Source organism: Bacteroides sp. AM10-21B (assembly GCF_003472565.1).
Lineage (GTDB): Bacteria > Bacteroidota > Bacteroidia > Bacteroidales > Bacteroidaceae > Bacteroides > Bacteroides propionicigenes.
Genome location: NZ_QRME01000001.1, coordinates 106,131 through 126,851, shown reverse-complemented (window position 1 = coordinate 126,851; position 20,721 = coordinate 106,131). Strand labels below are relative to the sequence as shown.

Sequence of the window (20,721 nt, the reverse complement as noted above, 5' to 3'; positions counted from 1 at the left end):
TCTTATAGATAGATAAAGCGGACTCTTACAGATTTATTTATGTCCTTCTGTAGGAGTCCGCTTTATTTGTATCATTCCGTATCAGAAGATGTTGAGTTTAAATGTTGCTCCATATAGGCAGTAGGTGTCATGCCGTATAACTCTTTAAATGCAGTTGAGAAATAAGCTACATTAGTAAATCCTGTCAGGCTTGCAACCTCATTGATGTTCTGACGTTTGCTTGCCAATAAGCTTGCAGCTTGTTTCAGCCGGATATTGCGTATCAGGTCACGGGTGGACTGATTGGTTAGTTCTTTTAATTTACGGTGAAGATGAACACGACTAATTCCCACAGTGTCAGCTACCAACTCAACATTTAGTTTAGGGTTGGCTATATTGTCATTGATGACTTTCATAATACGGTTCAACAGGCGATCATCCGGTGAGTCCATCTCTAATTTTTGCATCCGTTCTTCTTGTTCCTGGCTACCTTGAAAATTATTTCTTAACCTTTCCCGGCTCTTTATCAGATTAAAAGCACTCTGTCTGAGAATCTCAATGCTGAAAGGTTTTGTTATATAGGCGTCTGCTCCTATGCTGAGACCTTCCAGATTATCTTCTTCACGGCTTTTTGCTGTAAGCAGAATAACGGGAATATGATTGATATTGATGTTTTGTTTTATTTTTGAGCAAAGAGTTATACCGTCCATTTCAGGCATCATGATGTCACTTATAACTAAATCCGGACTTTTCTTGAGAATTTGTGTAAGGGCTTCTTTTCCATTATTGCATTCTTGCATATGGAAGTCGCTGCCCAGTTCTCGACAGATATAACGGCGAATTTCTTCATCATCTTCTACTACCAAGACACGATATTTGGATTTGGAACGTATTTTTTGAGATGTTTCTGTAATAGGTGCCGCTGGTAGGGCAGTTGTTATATGTACAGGGCTGTTTTGGGGCACTGAATTATCAATTTCTTCCGGTGTAAGATGCGCCTTTCCTAATGGCAGGCGGATAATGAAACGGCATCCGGAGGTCTCTTTATTGTTTTCGACAGTAATACTGCCATGATGTAATTCTACCAGTGAGCGGGTGAGGTGTAGTCCGATTCCTGTTCCGATGTTTGAGTTGTTTTGGCTGTTTCGTATTTGATAAAAACGATCGAAGATACGCTCCAATTCAGTTTCATTGATACCTATTCCGTCATCCTCTATGCTGATTTCAAAATAATGGCTCAGTGCTTTCTGGGCGGTATTGGGATTATTACCGGTACACAAATGAACTTTTATTTTTCCATTTTCCGGTGTGAATTTAAAAGCATTGGAGAGTATATTCAAGACTACTTTATCAAAGTTTTTGGGGTCTATCCATGCTTTTAACTCTTTCACTTCGGAGTGGAAAGTCAATAGGATATGTTTGGTATTAGCTTGATATGTAAATGTATCATACAAATCTTGTATGAAACTTACCATATCTGTTTCCTGAAACTTAAGTTGCATCTGACCTTTGTCTATTTTCCGAATATCCATAAGTTGGTTGACAAGTCTCAAAAGGCGTTCAGCATTGCGATAGATAATATTATAACTCTGTTGACGCTCTGTATCGGAATCGTTCGCCATTAGTTTCTGAAGCGGACTGATAATAAGCGACATCGGTGTTCGTATTTCGTGAGAAATATTGATGAAAAATTGCAGTTTGGCTTCATTCAGTTGCTCGGCGTGTATATGCTCTAACATTCTTTGGCGTGCATGGTAGCGTTGCCGTATTTGTACAATGATGAAAGCGACAATGATGATTGCTGTCAGGCAATATATGGTTTTGGCCCACAGTGATACATACCAAGGTGGAGAAACAATAATGGTCAGTTGTTTGATTTCAGAATAGGAGTTATAATCTCTGGCTCTTACTTGGAAGTGATAGGTACCCGGTGTCAAATCACTGAATGATACTCTGTTGACTCCGGGTTGCAAATTCACCCATGTATTATTATTGAATATATAAGAGTAGCTGATACGTTCAGGGCTGTAAAACTCCATTGCAGAGAATTCAATACTGAATGAATTGTCTTTGTACGACAAGTGAAATTTGTCGGCATTCATTACAGAAGTCTTAATAATGTCATAATGTCCGGATTTCATGCCTAATTTTACAGCTTTATCATGAATGTAGAAGTCTGTAATACGTATTTCGGGCTTTTTATTGGGGCTTGTTATTTCCTTTGGGTTAAAATAAGTGATACCGTTAGTACCACCAAATATGATTTCTCCTTTTTTCCCCGCAAATGATACTCCTTTGCTGAATTCGTTTCCTTGTAGACCATCGCTGGCATAGAAGTTGACAAATGTTTGTGCTTCGGGATTGAATCGGGATATACCGAAATTGGTACTTATCCACAAGTTACCATCCAAGTCTCCCTCAATGGCGGAAATGGAATTGCTGGGAAGCCCATCGGATATGGTATATTGTTTGACTTCCTGTGTTTGGTGATTCAACTGTTTTAAGCCCTGTGAAGTTCCTATCCAGATGTTCTGATGCAGATCTTCATACAGTGCATAAATAACATCTCCTTGCAGCAGGCGGTTTACTTTGTAGGTAGATACAAAACTCATTGTTGGTATATCCAAACAGCCTAAACCGTCATATGTACCGATATAAAGCTTGTCATTGCAGCTGTACAACAGGCAGTTAATCCATGAATTATGTAACATGTTACCTTTGAGACGATATTCAAGACCGCTTTTAGGAGTCGGGCAACGAAACACATCTTTTGTGTCCAGATTGATACGATAAAGCCCGGCCCCCATGGCGCTTACCCAAAGCTGTCTGTGGTTGTCCTCTATAATACTGTAGATACTTTGTACTTGCTCTTCGTTTTTATACGGCAAAGTTACGTATTCGCAATGTCCGGTTTGAGGATTTAGTTTTGCAAGACCGTCTCGGTACGAACCTATCCATATGTTTCTGTCCGAGTCTTCGCAAATACTCATAATGGTAGATGATACCGAATGCCCGATATCGGGGCTTTGTTCAAAATGCGCCTTCTGTTTACCGTCCGGGGCGATACAATAAATTCCGTCATTATCTGTACCTATCCAGTAAGAGTCGTTGTGGTCTTTGTATACAGACATAATGCAGCAAGAACCGATTGTGTTATGAGTAGAAGATTTATACCCCATATATTTGAAGTTATTGGTAATGGGAGGGACAATCATAACTCCTTTCTGGAAAAATCCCAACCAAAGATTACCTTGTTTGTCTTTGAGGATAGAATGTACTTTGGACTTATTAAAATTGAAACTGGTAACGTTGATAGGACTCTCCATTATCTGTTCTTTCTGTACCTGATATACTTTCATTCCATTTCCGTCAGTTCCAATATATATTTCATCTTGATTCATGGAATATAAAGCTTTAATCGGTAATTGCGGATAGGAAGGGCATTTTATATGAGTGAAACAGTCGGTCTGTGGATTGTATTTGAATAGTCCGTTCTTCAAACATCCTATATAAATGTTTCCGGCCTTATCCTCACAAATGGAAGAAGGCCATATCATTTCTTTTTCATTTGGGTAATGTTTCAGTTTCTTATTTTTGTCTATGCTGTATATTCCTTTGTCATTAGTGATGACCCATAGTGTACCTTTTCGGTCCTCGTAAAGCTGGTTGATGAGGTAGCTTGGAACCAATGTGGGTAATTGCTGGGCTTTTATATGCCCTTCCTTCATGCTTAAAGAGAATATGCCATGCCCGGATGTTCCTATTAATACTTCTCCATTACTACGTTCAATGATGGTAGATATATTCGCACCTAATGTACCCCCGTCTTCAAAGGTCATGGGAATGGTGGAAAAGATACCTGTTGCACGGTCATAAGCCTGTAAACCGTTTAGTGTACCTATCAGAAAAGCTCCCTTTGTGTCTTCAAAAAGAATACGGACATAGTTGTTTAAGAGTGAATGTTCATCGTATGCGTTGTGTTTGTATACACTGAACTTGGCTCCGTCATATCTATTCAGACCGTCTTCGGTAGCTATCCATATTATTCCTTCTTTATCCTGATAAATACTATTAATCATGCTGCTTGACAGTTCACTGTCTACAGTAAACAGTTTGCCCTTTTGACCATAACATAAAATGGACAAAAGGAGATACAAAAGAGTAATTGCTGATTTCTGTTTCATAGTATATTATTTGGGCTGACAAATTTACATAAAAAAACTTCAATAACATAATATGTGCTTATGATAAAAAGCGGATTCATATTTGTATAAATCAAAGATTGTGAAATGAGGCATAAATGTGTATATTTGTACGGTTTTTAAACTTTTACTTATGTTGATAACCCTTATAATCCTTGTCCTTTCCGCTGCTTTTTTTGTGGCGGGTAAAGTCCGTTCGGACATTGTTGCACTTTGTGCATTGATTGGTTTGCTTGTTTTTCAGATTCTGACTCCGGAGGAAGCATTGTCAGGTTTTTCAAATTCGGTTGTAATCATGATGGTGGGGCTGTTTGTAGTAGGTGGAGCTATCTTTCAAACAGGCTTGGCAAAGATGATAAGTTCTCGTATTCTGAAACTGGCCGGTAAAAGTGAGTTGAGACTTTTTTTGCTGGTAATGTTGGTGACCTCAGCTATCGGAGCTTTTGTCAGTAACACGGGAACGGTGGCGTTAATGCTTCCTATAGTTGTGAGTTTGGCTGTAAGTGCCGGTATGAATCCAGGACGTTTATTGATGCCTTTGGCCTTTGCCAGTAGTATGGGCGGTATGATGACGCTTATCGGTACACCTCCGAACCTTGTTATTCAGAATACGTTGACGGGTGCGGAATTCGAGCCTTTGTCCTTCTTCTCATTTCTGCCTGTGGGTATTGTTTGTGTAATAGTAGGTACATTGGTGCTGCTACCCCTTACCAAGTGGTTCTTGTCTAAAAAGGGAAAAGGGGAGAATACGTCCCTGTCAGGGAAATCACTGAACCAACTGGTGAAAGAATATGGATTGTCAAACAATTTGTTTCGTTTGCGTGCCATTAATGAGTCACGCTTGATAGGGAGAACGGTTATCGAACTGGATATCCGCCGTAAGTATGGACTGAATATTTTGGAAGTGCGTCGCAGTGAGGCTGCGCAGCACAAGTTTCTTAAAACTATTACTCAGAAATTGGCATCGCCTGACACAACGATATGGGTAGGTGACGTGCTTTACATTACAGGAGACGTTGCAGACGTAAACCGCTTTGTCGGAGATTATTTGTTGGAGATGATTGATGGGCATACTACCGAGGAAGCTGTGAAAGCGGACAACAAACTCGATTTCTATGACATCGGCATAGCTGAGATTGTATTGATGCCTTCTTCTAAAATTATCAATCAGACGGTGAAGGAAGCGGGATTCCGTGATAAGTTCAACGTAAATGTACTGGGAATCCGTCGTAAGAAAGAGTATATCTTGCAGGATTTGGGACGTGAGCATATGCATAGCGGAGATGTACTGTTGGTACAGGGGGCATGGCAAGATATTGCACGCTTAAGTAAGGAAGATACTGAATGGGTGGTACTGGGACAGCCTTTGGATGAGGCAGCTAAAGTGACACTGGATTATAAAGCTCCCGTAGCTGCGGCTATCATGGCATTGATGGTAGTAATGATGGTGTTCGACTTTATTCCGGTGGCTCCCGTTACAGCTGTTATGATAGCCGGTTTATTGATGGTACTGACCGGATGTTTTCGCAATGTGGAAGCCGCTTATAAAACGATTAACTGGGAAACTATCGTACTTTTTGCCGGAATGTTGCCAATGTCTTTGGCTTTGGAGAAAACCGGTGCTTCGGAATATATATCCAATAGTTTGGTAAACGGATTGGGAAGTTACGGACCGATTGTGCTGATGGCCGGTATTTATTTTACAACTTCATTGATGACAATGTTTATCAGCAATACGGTGACAGCTGTTCTTATGGCTCCTATCGCGCTTCAGAGTGCGATGCAGATAGGAGTTAGTCCTGTGCCATTCTTGTTTGCGGTGACAGTAGCGGCAAGTATGTGCTTTGCTTCTCCTTTCTCTACCCCACCCAACGCATTGGTGATGCCGGCAGGGCAATATACTTTTATGGACTACATAAAGGTGGGGCTTCCTTTGCAGATTATTATGGGAGTAGTAATGGTTTTTGTGCTCCCGTTGTTGTTTCCCTTTTAAGGGGTGGGTAGGAAATTTGTTTCAATGGGTGGAACCGGAAGTTTCCTTCGTTGAAACTTGCAGTCCCACCTTGTGAAACTTCTTGTTCTTGTGCATGAAACTTTTGGTTTTGACGCCAAATACCAAAAGTTTCATGCACAAGAACTATTATTTTAACTCTTATCTGTTCTTATTCAGAAGTTCTTTTGTGGGGCATTCATAGTTGCTGATAGGAAGATGTACTTTCTGTAAATCTTTCAATTCGTGTATGGGGCGTTCAATATCATGGGGAATGGGCATACCGGAGAACCCCTGAAAGTAAAGCAGACAGGCATCTTTCCACCAAACGGCATCACGAGCTTGTATCTTTAAATGAGACTGTACTTCGCGGAAACGTTCTGCATCAATGTATTTCTCTGCAGCATCCCATATCTTTTGAAACTCTCTGACTTGGTGGACACCCTTGTCATAATGGTAGCATAGTTCATCCCATAGGCTGCGGCCGCTTTTCATGCGGTATGTCCAAGGAGCATGGTGGAACCACAGGAGATATTCTTCGGGACACGTGTTGATGTTATTATATTGTTTTGCCAGATTTTCCGGATATTGTGCAACGGCATTGCTTCCTTTGCTACTGCGGTCAAAGCCTATTCCTTGTTTATCAGCATTGTGGTAGTAAGAAGGAAGCCAGTCGGGACGGGCGCTGGGTACACTGCACCAGGGTTCGGGACCGTAATGATGCCCCCATGCAAAAATATGGTGCAAACCGAGCGGCATCATATAGTTTACTACAGCTTCATGACTGTCAAGCATCATCTTTTTTAGTTGACGCAAATCTTCAATAGGATTGAAGGTCTGTTTCAGCCATTCATCAGCGATACTTTCAGAGGATAAAGAAGGCTGCCATGCCAAGCGTCCGAAAGCATACCAGTTGGCTTGTGCAAAGGTGTGTCCGCACCAATTCACATCTGTACCTATGTTGGCAACACCAGCTATCGCTTTCAGAGAAGCAGGGGCTACAAATTCAAAGAACTCTTTCCACATCGGAGCCAGGTAGGCGATGTGATTGGAATGTCCCAAATATTCTTGTGTCACTTGAAACTCAGCCATTAAAGGAGTGTGCTGCATAGCACCGAACAACGGGCTGTACGGTTCACGGGGTTGGAAATCTATCGGACCGTTCTTTACCTGAACAATAACGTTCTTACGGAACTGTCCGTCCAAAGGCTTGAATTCCAGATAGGCTTGTTTGGCACGATCGGCATCGGAAGGGCTATATACAAAAGCTCGCCACATAACGATACCGTTGTAAGGTTTCAATGCATCTGCCAGCATATTAGCACCTTCGGCATGGGTGCGTCCGAAATCACAAGGACCGGGTTGCCCTTCCGAGTTGGCCTTTACCAAAAAACCGCCGAAGTCCGGAATGATGCGATAGACTTCTTTTACTTTATTTTTCCACCAACGGATAACTTCTTTGTTAAGAGGGTCGGCAGTACTTAAACTATCGAGTGCCATGGGGGATGCGAAGTTTACGGACAGGTAAACGCGCAATCCGTACGGACGGAAGATGTCTGCCAGGGCTTTTACTTTTTGCAGGTATTCGGCAGAAAGAATTTTAGGCGAAGCGTTTACGTTATTCAGCACCGTACCGTTGATGCCGATAGAAGCGTTAGCCCGGGCATACGCCTCGTATCTGTCAGAAAGGGTATTAGGCAGTTCTTCCCAATTCCAAAGTGATTGTCCTGCATAGCCACGTTCTATGGTACGGTCCATATTATCCCAATGATTGAGGATGCGTAGGTTGTAGGCGGGATTCTCTATCACTTGAGAGTCGTTCAAGCTCTGTCCGGTCTCTTGTAATCTGAGCAGGTGATAGCTGGCATAGAGTAATCCGGTCTCTGTGGGAGAGGTGAGTACAACTTTGTTATCTTTGTATTGAATGCGGAATCCCTCCGGTTGCAATTGCTTGTCCTTCTGTATAATGAGTTGAACGGGAGCCCCTGTCCATGCCCGCTGTAATTCCTTGACGGCTATATCTAATGTAGGCGACTGGCGAGGAGCCGAGATTTGCGCATGTGCATTGGCCGGTAATCGAAGCCACAAATGGCTACCGTCTTCGGCAGCCATTTGGGTTACGAATACTATTGCAATATAGAAAAGCGAAAATATTCTGTATTTCATGTTATATTAGGGTTATTGTCCGTCAATAGTGATTATCTTTCCGTTGACATCGTATTCCAGTTCGCATACTTTCAAGCTGCGAAGCCATGTCTTTCCGTTGGAAGGTACACAGTCGTGATGGAACAGATACCATTTTCCTTTATATTCTGTAATGGCATGGTGTGTGGTCCAGCCAACTACCGGAGTAAGGATGACACCTTGATAAGTAAAAGGTCCGTAAGGATTATCTCCGATGGCATAGCACAGACGATGTGTATCACCGGTAGAGTAGGAGAAATAATATTTACCGTTGTATTTGTGCATCCAGCTGGCTTCAAAGAAACGTCGTTCATTGTCGCCTGCCGTCATCGGCTTACCATTCTCATCTAAAATGATTATAGCTTTCGGCTCTTCTGCAAACTCCAGCATATCTTTACTGAGTTTGGCTACGCGAGAAGAAAGAGCCAACTCATTACCCTCGGGCAAAGCGGCGCATTCCAAGGCTTTGTTGTCGCGATAGCGTTGAAGCTGTCCACCCCACAGACCGCCGAAATACATATAGAAATCACCGTCGCCATTATCAAAGATAGCGGGGTCGATGCTATAACTGCCTTTTATCGGATTGGCTTGAGGAATGAACGGGCCCTCGGGTTTGTCACTGATAGCTACACCAATGCGGAAAATGTCATTTTGGTCTTTCAAGGGGAAGTACATATAATATTTTCCGTCTTTCAAGGCTACGTCGCAATCCCATAATTGGCGGCCTGCCCAAGGTATGTCTTCTACTTGAAGCACTACTCCATGGTCTTTGATTTCACCGTTCATGATGTCATCAGTAGAGAAAACATGATAGTCTTTCATGTTGAAGTGGTCGCCGTTGTCGTTTTCTTCTATGCCACTTTCCCAATCGTGGCTGGGGTAGATATACACTCTGTCATTAAAAACGTGTACGGCAGGATCTGCCATATAATCTCCCGGTACTAAGTATCTCATCTCTTTTTTCATGGTGAAGCGAAATTAGTTATAAGTTATTGATTTATAAGAATTGAATTATTACTTTTCTTTTTCCATTTTATTGTAATCTCCCGGTTTATTATAATCTCCTGTGGTGTATATGCCTACCATAGTACCTGTAAAGCCGCCGGCTGTTTGGGTACTGAGCAAATCGGCGGAAATAGGTTCGCCGACTTGTGTCCAGTCCTGTTTGGGGCTGAAAGAATAGGAGAAAGTATAATAAACACCTTTGTCCGTAGTTTGCGTTTCATTACCTGTTACTTTCAGATAAATCTTTTTATCGGCATCGGACTGTTTCAACGAAACTGTAGTCTCTGCTGCTGTATCTGTATTACGCTTATTCTGGCTTCGGCTGGAGACGGTCAGCTTTAAACAAGGTTGGTCTTGCGCATCCAATGTCTTGCCAAAACGAATGTTGCACTCATCGTTGTGGAATAGTATGATACCGGCAAAATCTTCCGGTGCTGTGGGTAAAAAACTGACAGTAGTCTGCGCATCGAATTCATTGTTTGTAATCCAACGTCCGATAGCAGATGGTTGTTGGCGGTCATTGATTTTTATGCTGCGGGCAGTCAATGCCAATTTCCCGCTTTTGTCTATTTCATAATAAGAGTTTTGTGGAGTACGGATGAAGAATGCTTCATTAGCCAGTCCGTCAGTTGTCCAAAGCGGAGTGGGAGCAAGAGTACGGTTGGTGTAACGAATGGTTTTGCCTGCAGGAAGAATTATTGGTTGTCCATCTTTCCAGTTAACCGGGAGCAGAAACGTTTCACGCCCCATTACATCATGTCCGTTACGGTAGGGGCGTACTGCAAGGAAAACAGCATACCAATCACCTGATGGGGTCTGCACCAAATCAGCATGGCCTGTGCAAGTTACCGGATTGGTCCGGTCTTGCGGCAAATCACGTTGTGTCAGTATCGGGTTGATGTTGCAAGGTTTGAAAGGTCCGAAAGGAGAAGAAGCCGAGAATATGACTTCACAATGATTGGGACCTGTACCACCTTCTGCCGCCATCAGGTAGTAAGTACCATTGATGTGATAAAGGTGAGGCCCTTCTATCCAACTGGGATGCTGTGATTTGTCTACACCACCATCTATAATCACTTTTTGTTCTCCTACGGTACAGTTATTTTTCCAATCAAATTCGCGTATCCAGATGGCACGATGTCCGCTGTATTCAGGTTTACCTGCCGGAGCGTCATTATTTACAATATAGGCTTTACCGTCTTCGTCAAATAAGAAACCGGGGTCTATTCCTCCTACTTCAGGTAAGAAAATAGGATCGCTCCATTCTCCTTTTTTAGGATTATCGGTTGTTACGAAGAAGTTGCCGCCGCCATCTACGGCAGTAGTTATCATGTAAAAAAGCTTATTGTGCGGATTGTATTTGATGTCCGGGGCATAGATGCCGCCGCTGATACGTAGACCATCTTTCAACGGTAGTTGTGAGGGACGGTTCAGTACATATCCCAATTGCTTCCAGTCTTTGAGATTGTTACTGTGCCAGATAGGAACTCCGGGATAGAACGCGAATGACGAGTTCACCAAATAGTAATCATCTCCTACACGGCAAATGCTTGGGTCGGGATAGCAACCGGGAAGCAGAGGGTTGGTCAGTTGAGAACCTTCTGCATCGGCTTGTTTCTGTTCTTCACCTTCTACTGAATATGTAAAATTGTCGAATATAGCAGTCTTAGGTGAAAGCAATTCGCGTAAGAATGGTTTCGGTTCGTGATTACGGTCAAAAAGGAGGGGATATTCCTTACGTCCTCTTACAGGAAAATCATTTTTCCATGAGTCACCATCACTTACTCCCCAAACGGTTACGCGATCCATAATATCGGCATGCCTTATGAAAAGGTCAAAGAATGCTTTCATGCGAGCATTCCAAATCTTGGAAACAGAATCTGGTAAGGCATCCGGATAGGGATTCATAGCTTCTCTAAAGGCAACGGTATCACTGATGTTGGCTCCATCGTGTACGGTAGGCAGTGCGCTCATTTCCCATTCGGTGATCATGATTTTTACACCGGTAGAAGCAAAGGCGAGCATACTCTTTTCAAACTCCTCCACACTGGGGTAGTCCATGCCCATATGTCCTTGCAGACCTACAGCGTCTATGCGCAGGCCCTTTTCTTTCAGTGATTTCACCAACTTCACTACTCCGTCACGCCGTCCGGGATGGTGCATACCGAAATCGTTGTAGTAGAGTTCGGCATCCGGGTCGGCTTCATGAGCATACTGGAATGCAAGAGGAACATACTCCTCACCTAAGATTTCATAAAACTTACTTTTTCGGTATGAACCGTCGGTTTCTATTGCTTCATTCACTACATCCCAACTTTTGATACGCCCCTTATAGCGGCTGACAATTGTTGTAATGTGGTCTTTCAACCGCTGCTTCAGAACTTCGGGCGAGACGTTCTTTCCTTCCTTGTCTACACAGAACCAGGGAGCTAGCTGAGAGTGCCACACGAGACAGTGACCGATAACGGTCATTTCATTCTTTTCGCCATACTCTACTATGGAATCGGCGGCATCGAAATTATATCTATCCTCTTCAGGATGAATGTTTACACTCTTCATGCAGTCCTCTGCAACGATAGAATTAAAATGCTGTTTTATAAGCTTTGTTGCTGCACTGTCTTTGCCGGCTACCTGTCGTGCATTTAATGCTACTCCTATAAGGAATTTATTACCAAATGCTTCTTTTAAAGACGGTTCTGTTGCTACTCTCTTTTCACTACTGCATGCAGCAAGTATTGCAGCCACAATAAATAAAAGTATGTGTTTGAGCTTCATGATATGTTATTTAGCGGTTAACTTTCAATAATCAGCTTTACTTCTCCGTTCTTTCAATTCAGCTTGCATATGTTCGTTATACTCTTTGGTGATAGGGTAGAAGTATAGTGCAATAACACCTACGAAGAATGTTGCTGCAGGAATCAAACTGGATGAAAGTACAATACCATGTATGGCGGAAGTCGTTTGTTCTGTACCCGCTCCTGAAACATAACCGAAACCAGACAGGAGGAATCCCAGTATGGCACCACCGATACCTAAACCGGCTTTCAGGGCAAAGACAACACCGGCAAAGACGAAACCTGTGGCACGTCGGTAGTTGACGTATTCCGAGTGATCGGCTACATCGGCAATCATGGCCCAAAGTAAGGGTACTGTCGGGGCATATGCAAGGCTTTTGAGGAAATTCAGTACGAACATTGTTTCCACATCTGTTTCGTTAGGGAAGTAGAAGAAAGCTGTGAACAATGCGGTTAGTGCCAAGCATATGATAAATACACGTTTCTTTCCGTAACGGTTTGCGAGGAAACTGGATAGTAAGATTACACCAAAGAATTGAACTAATGCCCCTAACATATTGAATACACCGAAACCTACTTCATATGCCTTGTCCGGACTGCTAACTATCAATCCAAAAGCATTTAATATAGTATATCCTATTCCATCTCCGGCTTTGGTTGCCACTAATCCTATTTTGTCGAGGAAAGCATAAAGCGCACCGGCGTCTACATAATTTTCAAAATAGTAGTTCATTGCACTTCCCCACATGGCAAGAGTAGTGAATATGAATAGTGTCAAGATGAACATGGCTCGCCACGGTATACTCTTGAAGACATCTTTAATATCCTGTTTGGTATCTGTTTTCTGATTGGTTGGCGGTGTAATCCTTTCACGTGCAGAGAAGAAAGTTATAAAGAGGAATATTAGACCGATAGCTGCGAATAATGAAACTGTACAAAGCCATCCATGTCCCTTATCTCCCGATTCACCGGCAAACTTGCTGACCAACGGCAGAGTTAAACCTTGTACAATAAATTGTGCGATAGTGGCTGCCACAAAGCGGATACTGGTAATGCTATTACGTTCTTTAATATCACTGGTCATGACACCTCCCAATGAAGCATAAGGAGTATTATTGAATGAATACAAGGTCATCAATAAAGTGTAAGAGATTGTAGCGTACAGAGCTACAAGTCCTTTGTCCTCGATTCCCGGATTGTAGAATGCCAAAATATAAAATACCATGAATGGCAGAGCCGTCCAAAGTACCCATGGACGGTATTTACCCCATTTAGATTTTGTACGGTCTGACAGAATACCTACCGTGGGATCTACAAAGGCATCTACAATACGTGCTAACAGCATTACGCTACCGGCAACGGCTCCTTCCAGACCGAATACGTCTGTATAAAACTTAGTTTGGTAAATCATCATCATCTGGAACACAAAGTTCGCAGAACAATCTCCGAGGCTATAGCCGATTTTTTCGACCATGGACACTTTTTGGTTAAGTGTATTCATTTTTTTATTCTTTATAGGTTTAATCATTTCAAGAGTTTGCGTATTATCGTTTCATACTATTTAAAGCGCTTTCGGCAATACGTTTTCCTAAAGTCTTTTTATCAAGCGGATGGATATCATTCCATTCTCCTAAATCGCTGTTTTGTATGAGATAAGTGTCCTGATTGGCAGAAGCAGCTTTGGCTTGTTCTTGACGCATTTCCGCCCAAGCTTTGCGGCCGCCGATATCATCTTTTGATAGAAAGTCTGCCAATTCTACAATATAGAAAGGCAGTTTCGGTTGATTGAATGTATGACGCCAGTCAGCAATCATGGCTGTCAAAAGTTTTGTATATTCATTTCGACGTGCTACGTTTGATTCGCCTTGATACCACAGTACGCCCCGTATGGAATAGTTTTGCAGTGGAGCTATCATGGCATTGTACAAACATACCGGTTTGTAACAGAAGAACATCATATCCGGAGAGGGCGGCATGGGAGCTCCTAATCGATATTTCCATTCCTGTTTCAGATTAATTTCTTCGTTGTCACAGATTATCTTGTATGGCTTTTCTTGTACGAAGTTCGGCTGACCACCGTTACTGATAATGCGTACGGTTATATTGTTTTCTCCGGATTTTAATACACCGGCAGGTATCCGGTAGATACGGGGTGGATACTGATAACCGGTGGTTCCGACAAAAATTCCATTGACATATACAGAATCAGCATCGACAATACATCCCAAACGTAATGTCGCTTCTTTACCAGTCCATGCTTGTGGTATTTCTATATTTTGGCGCAGCCAATGTGAACCGCCAATAGGGTTTAGACCATTATTCCCCCATGATGTCGAGAACATATTTACTGTTTGCCAATTGTGGTCATCATAATCGGTTGCATACCAAGGCGTCGATTCGTGTAATCCCGCGTCGCCACGATAGAGTGACAGGTTCCAACGGTAGAAGCTTTCTCCCTCAAGTTTCTTGATGTGAGTGCAGTGGGCATCGTCTTCATACAGACGTTTGGTATTGACGTATAAAGGAAACTCTTTTAATCCGTCTTCGCTAATCCATGCCTCTACCGGTGTACCTCCCCAACTGGAGTTGATAAGTCCTATAGGTATACCAGTCTTTTCGTACATCTCCTTGGCGAAAAAGTAAGCAAGAGCGGAAAAATCCATAACATTTTCTTGTGTCAGCGCTTTCCAACTTGTTGAAGATAATTCTTCTTGTGGCGTATGGAAATTGTATTCTTTAGGAATAATGATATGGCGAATTTTTTCATTGTTGTAACTGAGGATTTCTTGGGCAAACATATCCATCACTCGTTTTACTGGGAGTTCCATGTTTGATTGCCCCGAACAAAGCCATACATCACCTATTAATATGTTATTCAGTTTGATGTCATTGATTTGCATTTGGTAAGGTCCACCGGCTTTCAGCGGTGGCAGTGCGATACTCCAATGTCCGTTGGCATCAGCAGTAGCATGATAGCTTTTTCTCAGTAACTTTACGGTAATGTATTCGCCTGCGTCTGCTGTACCCCATACTTTGACAGGTCGCTCACGTTGCAGTACCATTCCGTCTGAAATTAAAGCAGGCAACTTTACCTTTGCATCTACCCATGAGGAAGTGCAAAGGCAAAGTAACACTGCTACTCCTAACCTAATTTTATCATAAACCAAACTTTTCATCATTCTATTTTTTATTGTATATCTATGTTTACAGGTAATTCATTCATTCTATCCGGATTGCTTACTGATACTCGTACAGCTGTATGTGCAGTATCTTGAATTCTCCTACAGAGATACGTACATGGCGTCCCTGATGATCTTGGTCGCCATTAAGCCGACGGATATAGCGGAACTTTCCGGTTTTGTCCACTGTCACTTCGTCTATATATCCTATGCCACACCGCTTCCCACGGAAGGTGGTTGTCTTGTTTTGTGCATATTCGTTGCCCAAGGCAAATCCGTCTTCGCCCAACTGCTTATGGCTTTCAGCGGCTTGTTTTTCCGTGGTCTTGGCAAATTCCAAAACAATACCGCTACCGGCTAAGATATATTCATTTATAGATAGTCTTATAAGGATACCTCCTCCTTCGGGCCAGATACTGCCGTCGGTGGCGCGCGAGTCCCAAGGTAGGGTGAAGTAGTGGCGAGCAGTTATGGTGAGGTCGTTGTCCGTAAAAATACGTTCTTTGTCTGTTTTGTCAAAAAGTAATCCTTTCATCACATCCTTACCCTGATAGCGGGTAATCAGGGGTGTCAACTCCTTTAGTTTGGCATAGCTTTGTACCAAGGGGGCGGTAGGTAATTCGCTACCGTCTTCTATGGAGAAAGGGCTGATGCCAATGGCGTCATGTTCACCGAGTATGTAGAAGGCGCGTACACCGTTATTGTCTGTCAGACGTATTTCAGGAATGAAAAGAGGATTGTTGTGCAATTTATATTGTGCTACCCAGTTCTTGAACCCATCATCGTACAAGTCAGGGGCAAGAATATCAATACTCGGCGCTCCACAATGCCATACATCAATTAAATGCGCTAATGGGCCTGCTGAAGGGTATTCGCCCGGTTTACGTCCACGGCTATTCATTGCTGCATTGACATATAACGGGATATTATATGTGGAGCGGGCAGTCTGTGCCAGTCGTTCCACATATTTGGCATAGTGCCATGCCATAAAAATCTCATCGGTATAAATATCAGCTCCGAATACTTCCTGCCAATTACCCTGTTTCTTGCATCCTTGACTTTCCCATTTCTTTAGCATTTGCGGGTGAAGTGTTTTTTTGTTTTTTTGTAAATAGGTCATGAATTCTGCAGGTATGGGGGCATTAAATGCTTTATTGGCTTCGCGTGAATAATCGCGTGCATCTTCCAGCATGCCGATTTCATTTTCTATTTGTATCATAATCACTGTACCTTCTTCTTTGTCGGCAGCGGCTATATGTTGCATCCATTTGGAGAATGCTCGGTGATCGGCATCTTGCACAGTTGCAGAAAAAGCACTGGCTATTTCAAGTGGTTTTCCATTTTGAGTGTATGCACGTGGATATTTTTTGTAGTTTTTTTTAAACCATAAAGGAGCATAACAACTCATTGAATTCTTCCAAGCGCCAAACCATAAAAAGACAATTTTCAGATTGTTCTGGCGTGCTTGTTGCAGGACTTTATCCGTAAGTGTGAAATCAAAATTACCTTCAATCGGTTCTATTAAATCCCAATAAGCGGGAACTAATACTGTATTTAATCCCATTTTTTCTAATTTCGGGAAAATACGTTCTATGTCTTGTGTGCAAGCCGCTGATGAATTACCCAGCTCGCCTCCTAATATAAGGAAAGGAGAACCATTTACAACAAGTTGAGTAGCAGTGCCCTGTTTTTGCAAACTACTGTGTTGTGCAATGATGCATCCAATGGTAAGGTAACTTAAAATTAAAAATGAAATTAATCTCTTCATACGGTTTTCAAATAAGCTGTCTTTATGAAACTTTACAAAGGTAGATAACTGCTTTTTAATTTGCTTTAGAATATGTATCACAAAGCTTATTGTATGTTACATCTTTTGTCTTATATGTTACATTAATCGTCACACTGCATTATGCATCTTGTTTTTGGGGGTTTTGTGGAGCTTCTGAGTACTGCCGATTATATTATAGTTCTTAGAATCGAACGGGATTTTTGAAAATGGATAGCTGTGATTTGTAGTCATTGTATAATGGTACTTTATGTCGTTTGAAGGCTTGATATGATGTTGTATTTGTCGTTTGTTACATAAGGAAAAGAAAAGGTAACACTATGAATGATATTGTAATTTTAGTGAAAAAAAGCGTAACATATTTTTTCTCTCGTTTAGGAGGGATTGTGTAATTTTGACACAATCAATAATCCGACTTAGAGTATGAAAAGATTTTTGTTAATTGTTTGCCTTATTTTCTTATCCTTTACTGTTCTATTGCCGCTTTCAGCTAAAGTTCGACTTCCTCGTCTGGTAAGTGATAGAATGGTATTACAACGTGATGTGGAATTAAAAATATGGGGTTGGGCTTCTCCCGGAGAGAAAGTAACTGTACGTTTTCAGGGAAAACATTATAATACAGAGACCGATGCAACGGGAAGTTGGCAGGTTCTTTTGCCACCGCAGAAGGCCGGGGGACCTTTCCTTTTGGAAGTGAATGAACGTGTGATTCGCGATGTTTTGGTGGGAGATGTTTGGCTTTGTTCCGGTCAATCTAATCAGGAAACTCCTATTGCGCGTCTTACAGAGATGTTCCCTGAAATTAATGTGTCGAACAACCATATGATACGGCATTATAAGGTACCTACTCAGAATTCTGTAGGAGGGTTGAAGGAAGATATTGCAGGTAATGCCGGTTGGCATTCAGCTGTTGCTTCCGATGTGTTGAATTGGACATCATTAGCTTACTTCTTTGCTCAGGAAGCATATGATAGATATAAAGTGCCTGTAGGAATGCTGGTGTCTAGTTTGGGTGGTTCGGCCATAGAAAGCTGGGTGAGTCAGAAAAACTTAAAAATGTTTCCTGAATTAGTTTTTGATAAGGCTGCTTTGGATAGTATGAGATTAGCAAAGCAAGATAAAGGAGCTGGTAAATGGCAACAGAAAAATATGGATGATATGGACTGGGCTACAATGGAAGTTCCAGGGTATTGGCGGGAAAATGGTATCCATACAAGAGGTACTGTATGGTATAGGAAAACCTTTAGTGTCCCCGAATCTATGGTGGGAAGACATGCACGCCTTTATATGGGGACACTGGTTGACAGTGATTCCATTTTCGTCAACGGTACTTTTGTAGGTTTTACTTCCTATACTTATCCTCCACGTAAGTATGATATTCCGGCAGGAGTTCTGACAGAAGGCAAAAATGTGATAACTGTAAGGCTTACTGCGAATTCTGCAAATGGCGGTTTCGTCAAAGGTAAGAACTATAAAATTGTAGGAGATGATGCGGAAATAGAACTTACCGGCACTTGGAAATATAAGATAGGCATTAATCAGAATGAAGTTGTAAAATATGCCGATAGACTAAAGAATTTGAATAAGGCAGGTTCTGGGCTTTACAGTGGTATGATCTATCCAATTAGTAATTATCAGGTGAAAGGAACTATATGGTATCAGGGTGAAAGTAATACCGGACGTCCGCAAATATATGCTTCTTTATTGGAAGCTTTGATTAAGGATTGGCGGGAGCTTTGGAATATGCCTGATATGCCTTTCTTATTGGTACAGTTACCTAATTTTATGGAAAAGAATGATAGCCCTTCCGATAGTGGCTGGGCGAGGATACGCGAGGCTCAATTAAAAACGGCATTGAATGTACCTTACACTTCTTTGGCGGTTACTTATGATGTGGGTGAGTGGAATGATATACATCCATTAAACAAAAAGGTGGTTGCACAGCGGCTTTTCTTGGGTGCTCGTAAGCTTGTGTATGGAGAGAAAATTACTGGTTCGGGGCCTCTATATAAAGAAATGAAAGTGGAAGGTGATAAGATAATCTTGACTTTTACAGAAATCGGTCGTGGACTGATTTGTAAAGAAGGGAAAACTCTGAGACATTTTGCGATTGCAGGTGAAGATCAAAAGTTTGTATGGGCAGATGCCGTGATACGAGGTAATAAGGTTATTGTAAGTAGTAAGATTGTGAAGAATCCTGTTGCAGTACGTTATGCTTGGAGTAACAATCCGGAGGATGCTAATTTGTGCAATAAGGAAGGATTGTTAGCTTCACCTTTTCGGACGGATAATTGGTAATAATTTATTTTCAATTTTTCATATTTATATTTTATAATCATTAAACAAAAAAGCATGAACAACAAAAAAACGTTATTAGTATTGTTGGCAGGTTTGGCTCTAAGTTCTTGTGCTACACGTGTAACAACGGAAAATGAAGCTTCTTTGAAAGAAGTGTTGGGCGACAAATTCTTGATAGGTGTTGCTTTGAATACAAAACAATCTTCCGGTATAGATACTGCGGCTGTTAAGATTGTGAAGCGCCATTTCAATTCGGTTGTGGCGGAGAATTGTATGAAATGCCAAGTGATTCATCCGGAGGAGAATCGTTATGATTTCAGTCAAGCGGATGAGTTTGTAAAGTTCGGTGAAGACAACGGAATGTACATCATCGGTCATTGTTTGGTTTGGCATTCTCAACTTGCTCCTTGGTTCTGTGTTGACAAGGATGGAAAAAATGTATCTTCAGAAGTGTTGAAGCAACGGTTGAAGGACCATATAACAACTATAGTTAGCCGTTATAAAGGACGTGTTAAGGGTTGGGATGTTGTGAATGAAGCAATTCTTGAGGATGGATCTTATCGTAAGAGCAAGTTTTATGAGATTTTAGGTGAAGAATTTATACCTCTTGCTTTCCAATATGCTCATGAGGCTGATCCTGAAGCAGAGTTATATTATAATGACTATAATATGCATGAAGCCGGAAAACGCGAAACTGTCGTAAATTTAGTAAATGACATGAAATCTAAAGGTCTCCGTGTGGATGCTATCGGAATGCAGGGACATGTAGGTCTTGACTATCCTTCTTTGAAAGATTTCGAGGAAAGCATGGTTGCTTATGCTTCTACTGGTGCTAAAGTAATGATAACAGAATGGGATATGACTGCTTTGCCAACTTTAAAGCGCACTGCCAATGTATCTGATACAGTAGCTTACAAAAAGATGTTGAATCCTTATCCGGAGTCTTTGCCCGATAGTGTTTCCCAACAATGGAATAGTCGTATGTCTGAGTTCATGGACTTATTTATTAAACATTCTGATATTGTGAGCCGTGTGACAGCTTGGGGTGTGAGTGACGGAGATTCTTGGAAGAATGGTTTTCCGGTGAGAGGGCGTAAGGATTATGCTTTGCTGTTTGATCGTGATTATCAGCCGAAAGAGTTTATAAAGAAACTATTAGAATAGGGTATAAGAGAAATTTCAGGATTTTGAAATATAATAGGTAAGTTATACAAACACAAAACACTTTTATAAGAACAAACTTTTATTTTGATAAAGGATTGCTGAATGAATTTCACCCACGTACAGAGTTTTTCTATACGTG

Annotated in this window: 10 protein-coding genes; 3 read left to right on the top strand and 7 right to left on the bottom strand. The window is 41.7% G+C overall.

Going from position 1 to position 20,721, the window contains the following annotated elements; all coding sequences use genetic code 11:
* Positions 1 to 71: 71 nt before the first annotated feature.
* Positions 72 to 4,163, bottom strand: coding sequence for a hybrid sensor histidine kinase/response regulator transcription factor (locus tag DW121_RS00455; RefSeq protein WP_118322694.1), 4,092 nt, complete (start codon positions 4,161 to 4,163; stop codon positions 72 to 74).
* Positions 4,164 to 4,314: 151 nt separating this feature from the next.
* Here DW121_RS00455 and DW121_RS00450 point away from each other — a divergent pair, with 151 nt between their 5' ends.
* Positions 4,315 to 6,174 (top strand): SLC13 family permease, encoded by a 1,860-nt coding sequence (locus DW121_RS00450; protein WP_117711230.1) that lies wholly within the window; start codon positions 4,315 to 4,317, stop codon positions 6,172 to 6,174.
* A gap of 159 nt (positions 6,175 to 6,333) precedes the next feature.
* Here the strand turns inward: DW121_RS00450 and DW121_RS00445 are convergent, their stop codons facing one another.
* The 6 genes from DW121_RS00445 to DW121_RS00420 form a co-directional block, all read right to left on the bottom strand.
* Positions 6,334 to 8,337 carry an alpha-glucuronidase gene (locus DW121_RS00445; protein ID WP_117711231.1) on the bottom strand — a complete coding sequence of 668 codons (2,004 nt, stop codon included), beginning with the start codon at positions 8,335 to 8,337 and terminating at the stop codon, positions 6,334 to 6,336.
* A gap of 12 nt (positions 8,338 to 8,349) precedes the next feature.
* A complete protein-coding gene (locus tag DW121_RS00440; protein WP_118322691.1) occupies positions 8,350 to 9,321 on the bottom strand; it encodes a glycoside hydrolase family 43 protein in 972 nt (323 codons plus the stop codon).
* Between the two features lie 48 nt (positions 9,322 to 9,369).
* Entirely contained in the window at positions 9,370 to 12,135 is a 2,766-nt protein-coding gene (locus DW121_RS00435; RefSeq protein WP_118322688.1) for an endo-1,4-beta-xylanase, read from the bottom strand.
* A gap of 24 nt (positions 12,136 to 12,159) precedes the next feature.
* Positions 12,160 to 13,656 carry an MFS transporter gene (locus tag DW121_RS00430; RefSeq protein ID WP_117711254.1) on the bottom strand — a complete coding sequence of 499 codons (1,497 nt, stop codon included), beginning with the start codon at positions 13,654 to 13,656 and terminating at the stop codon, positions 12,160 to 12,162.
* Between the two features lie 43 nt (positions 13,657 to 13,699).
* Positions 13,700 to 15,331, bottom strand: a complete 1,632-nt coding sequence (locus tag DW121_RS00425; RefSeq protein WP_118322920.1) for a sialate O-acetylesterase — start codon at positions 15,329 to 15,331, stop codon at positions 13,700 to 13,702.
* A gap of 61 nt (positions 15,332 to 15,392) precedes the next feature.
* Positions 15,393 to 17,102 (bottom strand): DUF5597 domain-containing protein, encoded by a 1,710-nt coding sequence (locus DW121_RS00420; protein ID WP_117711234.1) that lies wholly within the window; start codon positions 17,100 to 17,102, stop codon positions 15,393 to 15,395.
* Positions 17,103 to 17,543: 441 nt separating this feature from the next.
* On the opposite strand from DW121_RS00420, the gene DW121_RS00415 reads away from it, so the two are divergent.
* Together DW121_RS00415 and DW121_RS00410 are read left to right on the top strand one after the other, a co-directional pair.
* Positions 17,544 to 19,418 (top strand): sialate O-acetylesterase, encoded by a 1,875-nt coding sequence (locus tag DW121_RS00415; RefSeq protein WP_118322685.1) that lies wholly within the window; start codon positions 17,544 to 17,546, stop codon positions 19,416 to 19,418.
* Positions 19,419 to 19,472: 54 nt separating this feature from the next.
* On the top strand, positions 19,473 to 20,582 hold the full coding sequence (locus DW121_RS00410) for an endo-1,4-beta-xylanase (RefSeq protein ID WP_187119986.1): 1,110 nt from the start codon (positions 19,473 to 19,475) through the stop codon (positions 20,580 to 20,582).
* Positions 20,583 to 20,721: the final 139 nt, after the last annotated feature.

Excerpts from the sequence above, each read along its gene's own strand:
- DW121_RS00455 (WP_118322694.1), bottom strand. The coding sequence starts at position 4,163 with ATGAAACAGAAATCAGCAATTACTCTTTTGTATCTCCTTTTGTCCATT.
- DW121_RS00450 (WP_117711230.1), top strand. The coding sequence starts at position 4,315 with ATGTTGATAACCCTTATAATCCTTGTCCTTTCCGCTGCTTTTTTTGTG.
- DW121_RS00445 (WP_117711231.1), bottom strand. The coding sequence starts at position 8,337 with ATGAAATACAGAATATTTTCGCTTTTCTATATTGCAATAGTATTCGTA.
- DW121_RS00440 (WP_118322691.1), bottom strand. The coding sequence starts at position 9,321 with ATGAAAAAAGAGATGAGATACTTAGTACCGGGAGATTATATGGCAGAT.
- DW121_RS00435 (WP_118322688.1), bottom strand. The coding sequence starts at position 12,135 with ATGAAGCTCAAACACATACTTTTATTTATTGTGGCTGCAATACTTGCT.
- DW121_RS00430 (WP_117711254.1), bottom strand. The coding sequence starts at position 13,656 with ATGAATACACTTAACCAAAAAGTGTCCATGGTCGAAAAAATCGGCTAT.
- DW121_RS00425 (WP_118322920.1), bottom strand. The coding sequence starts at position 15,331 with ATGAAAAGTTTGGTTTATGATAAAATTAGGTTAGGAGTAGCAGTGTTA.
- DW121_RS00420 (WP_117711234.1), bottom strand. The coding sequence starts at position 17,102 with ATGAAGAGATTAATTTCATTTTTAATTTTAAGTTACCTTACCATTGGA.
- DW121_RS00415 (WP_118322685.1), top strand. The coding sequence starts at position 17,544 with ATGAAAAGATTTTTGTTAATTGTTTGCCTTATTTTCTTATCCTTTACT.
- DW121_RS00410 (WP_187119986.1), top strand. The coding sequence starts at position 19,473 with ATGAACAACAAAAAAACGTTATTAGTATTGTTGGCAGGTTTGGCTCTA.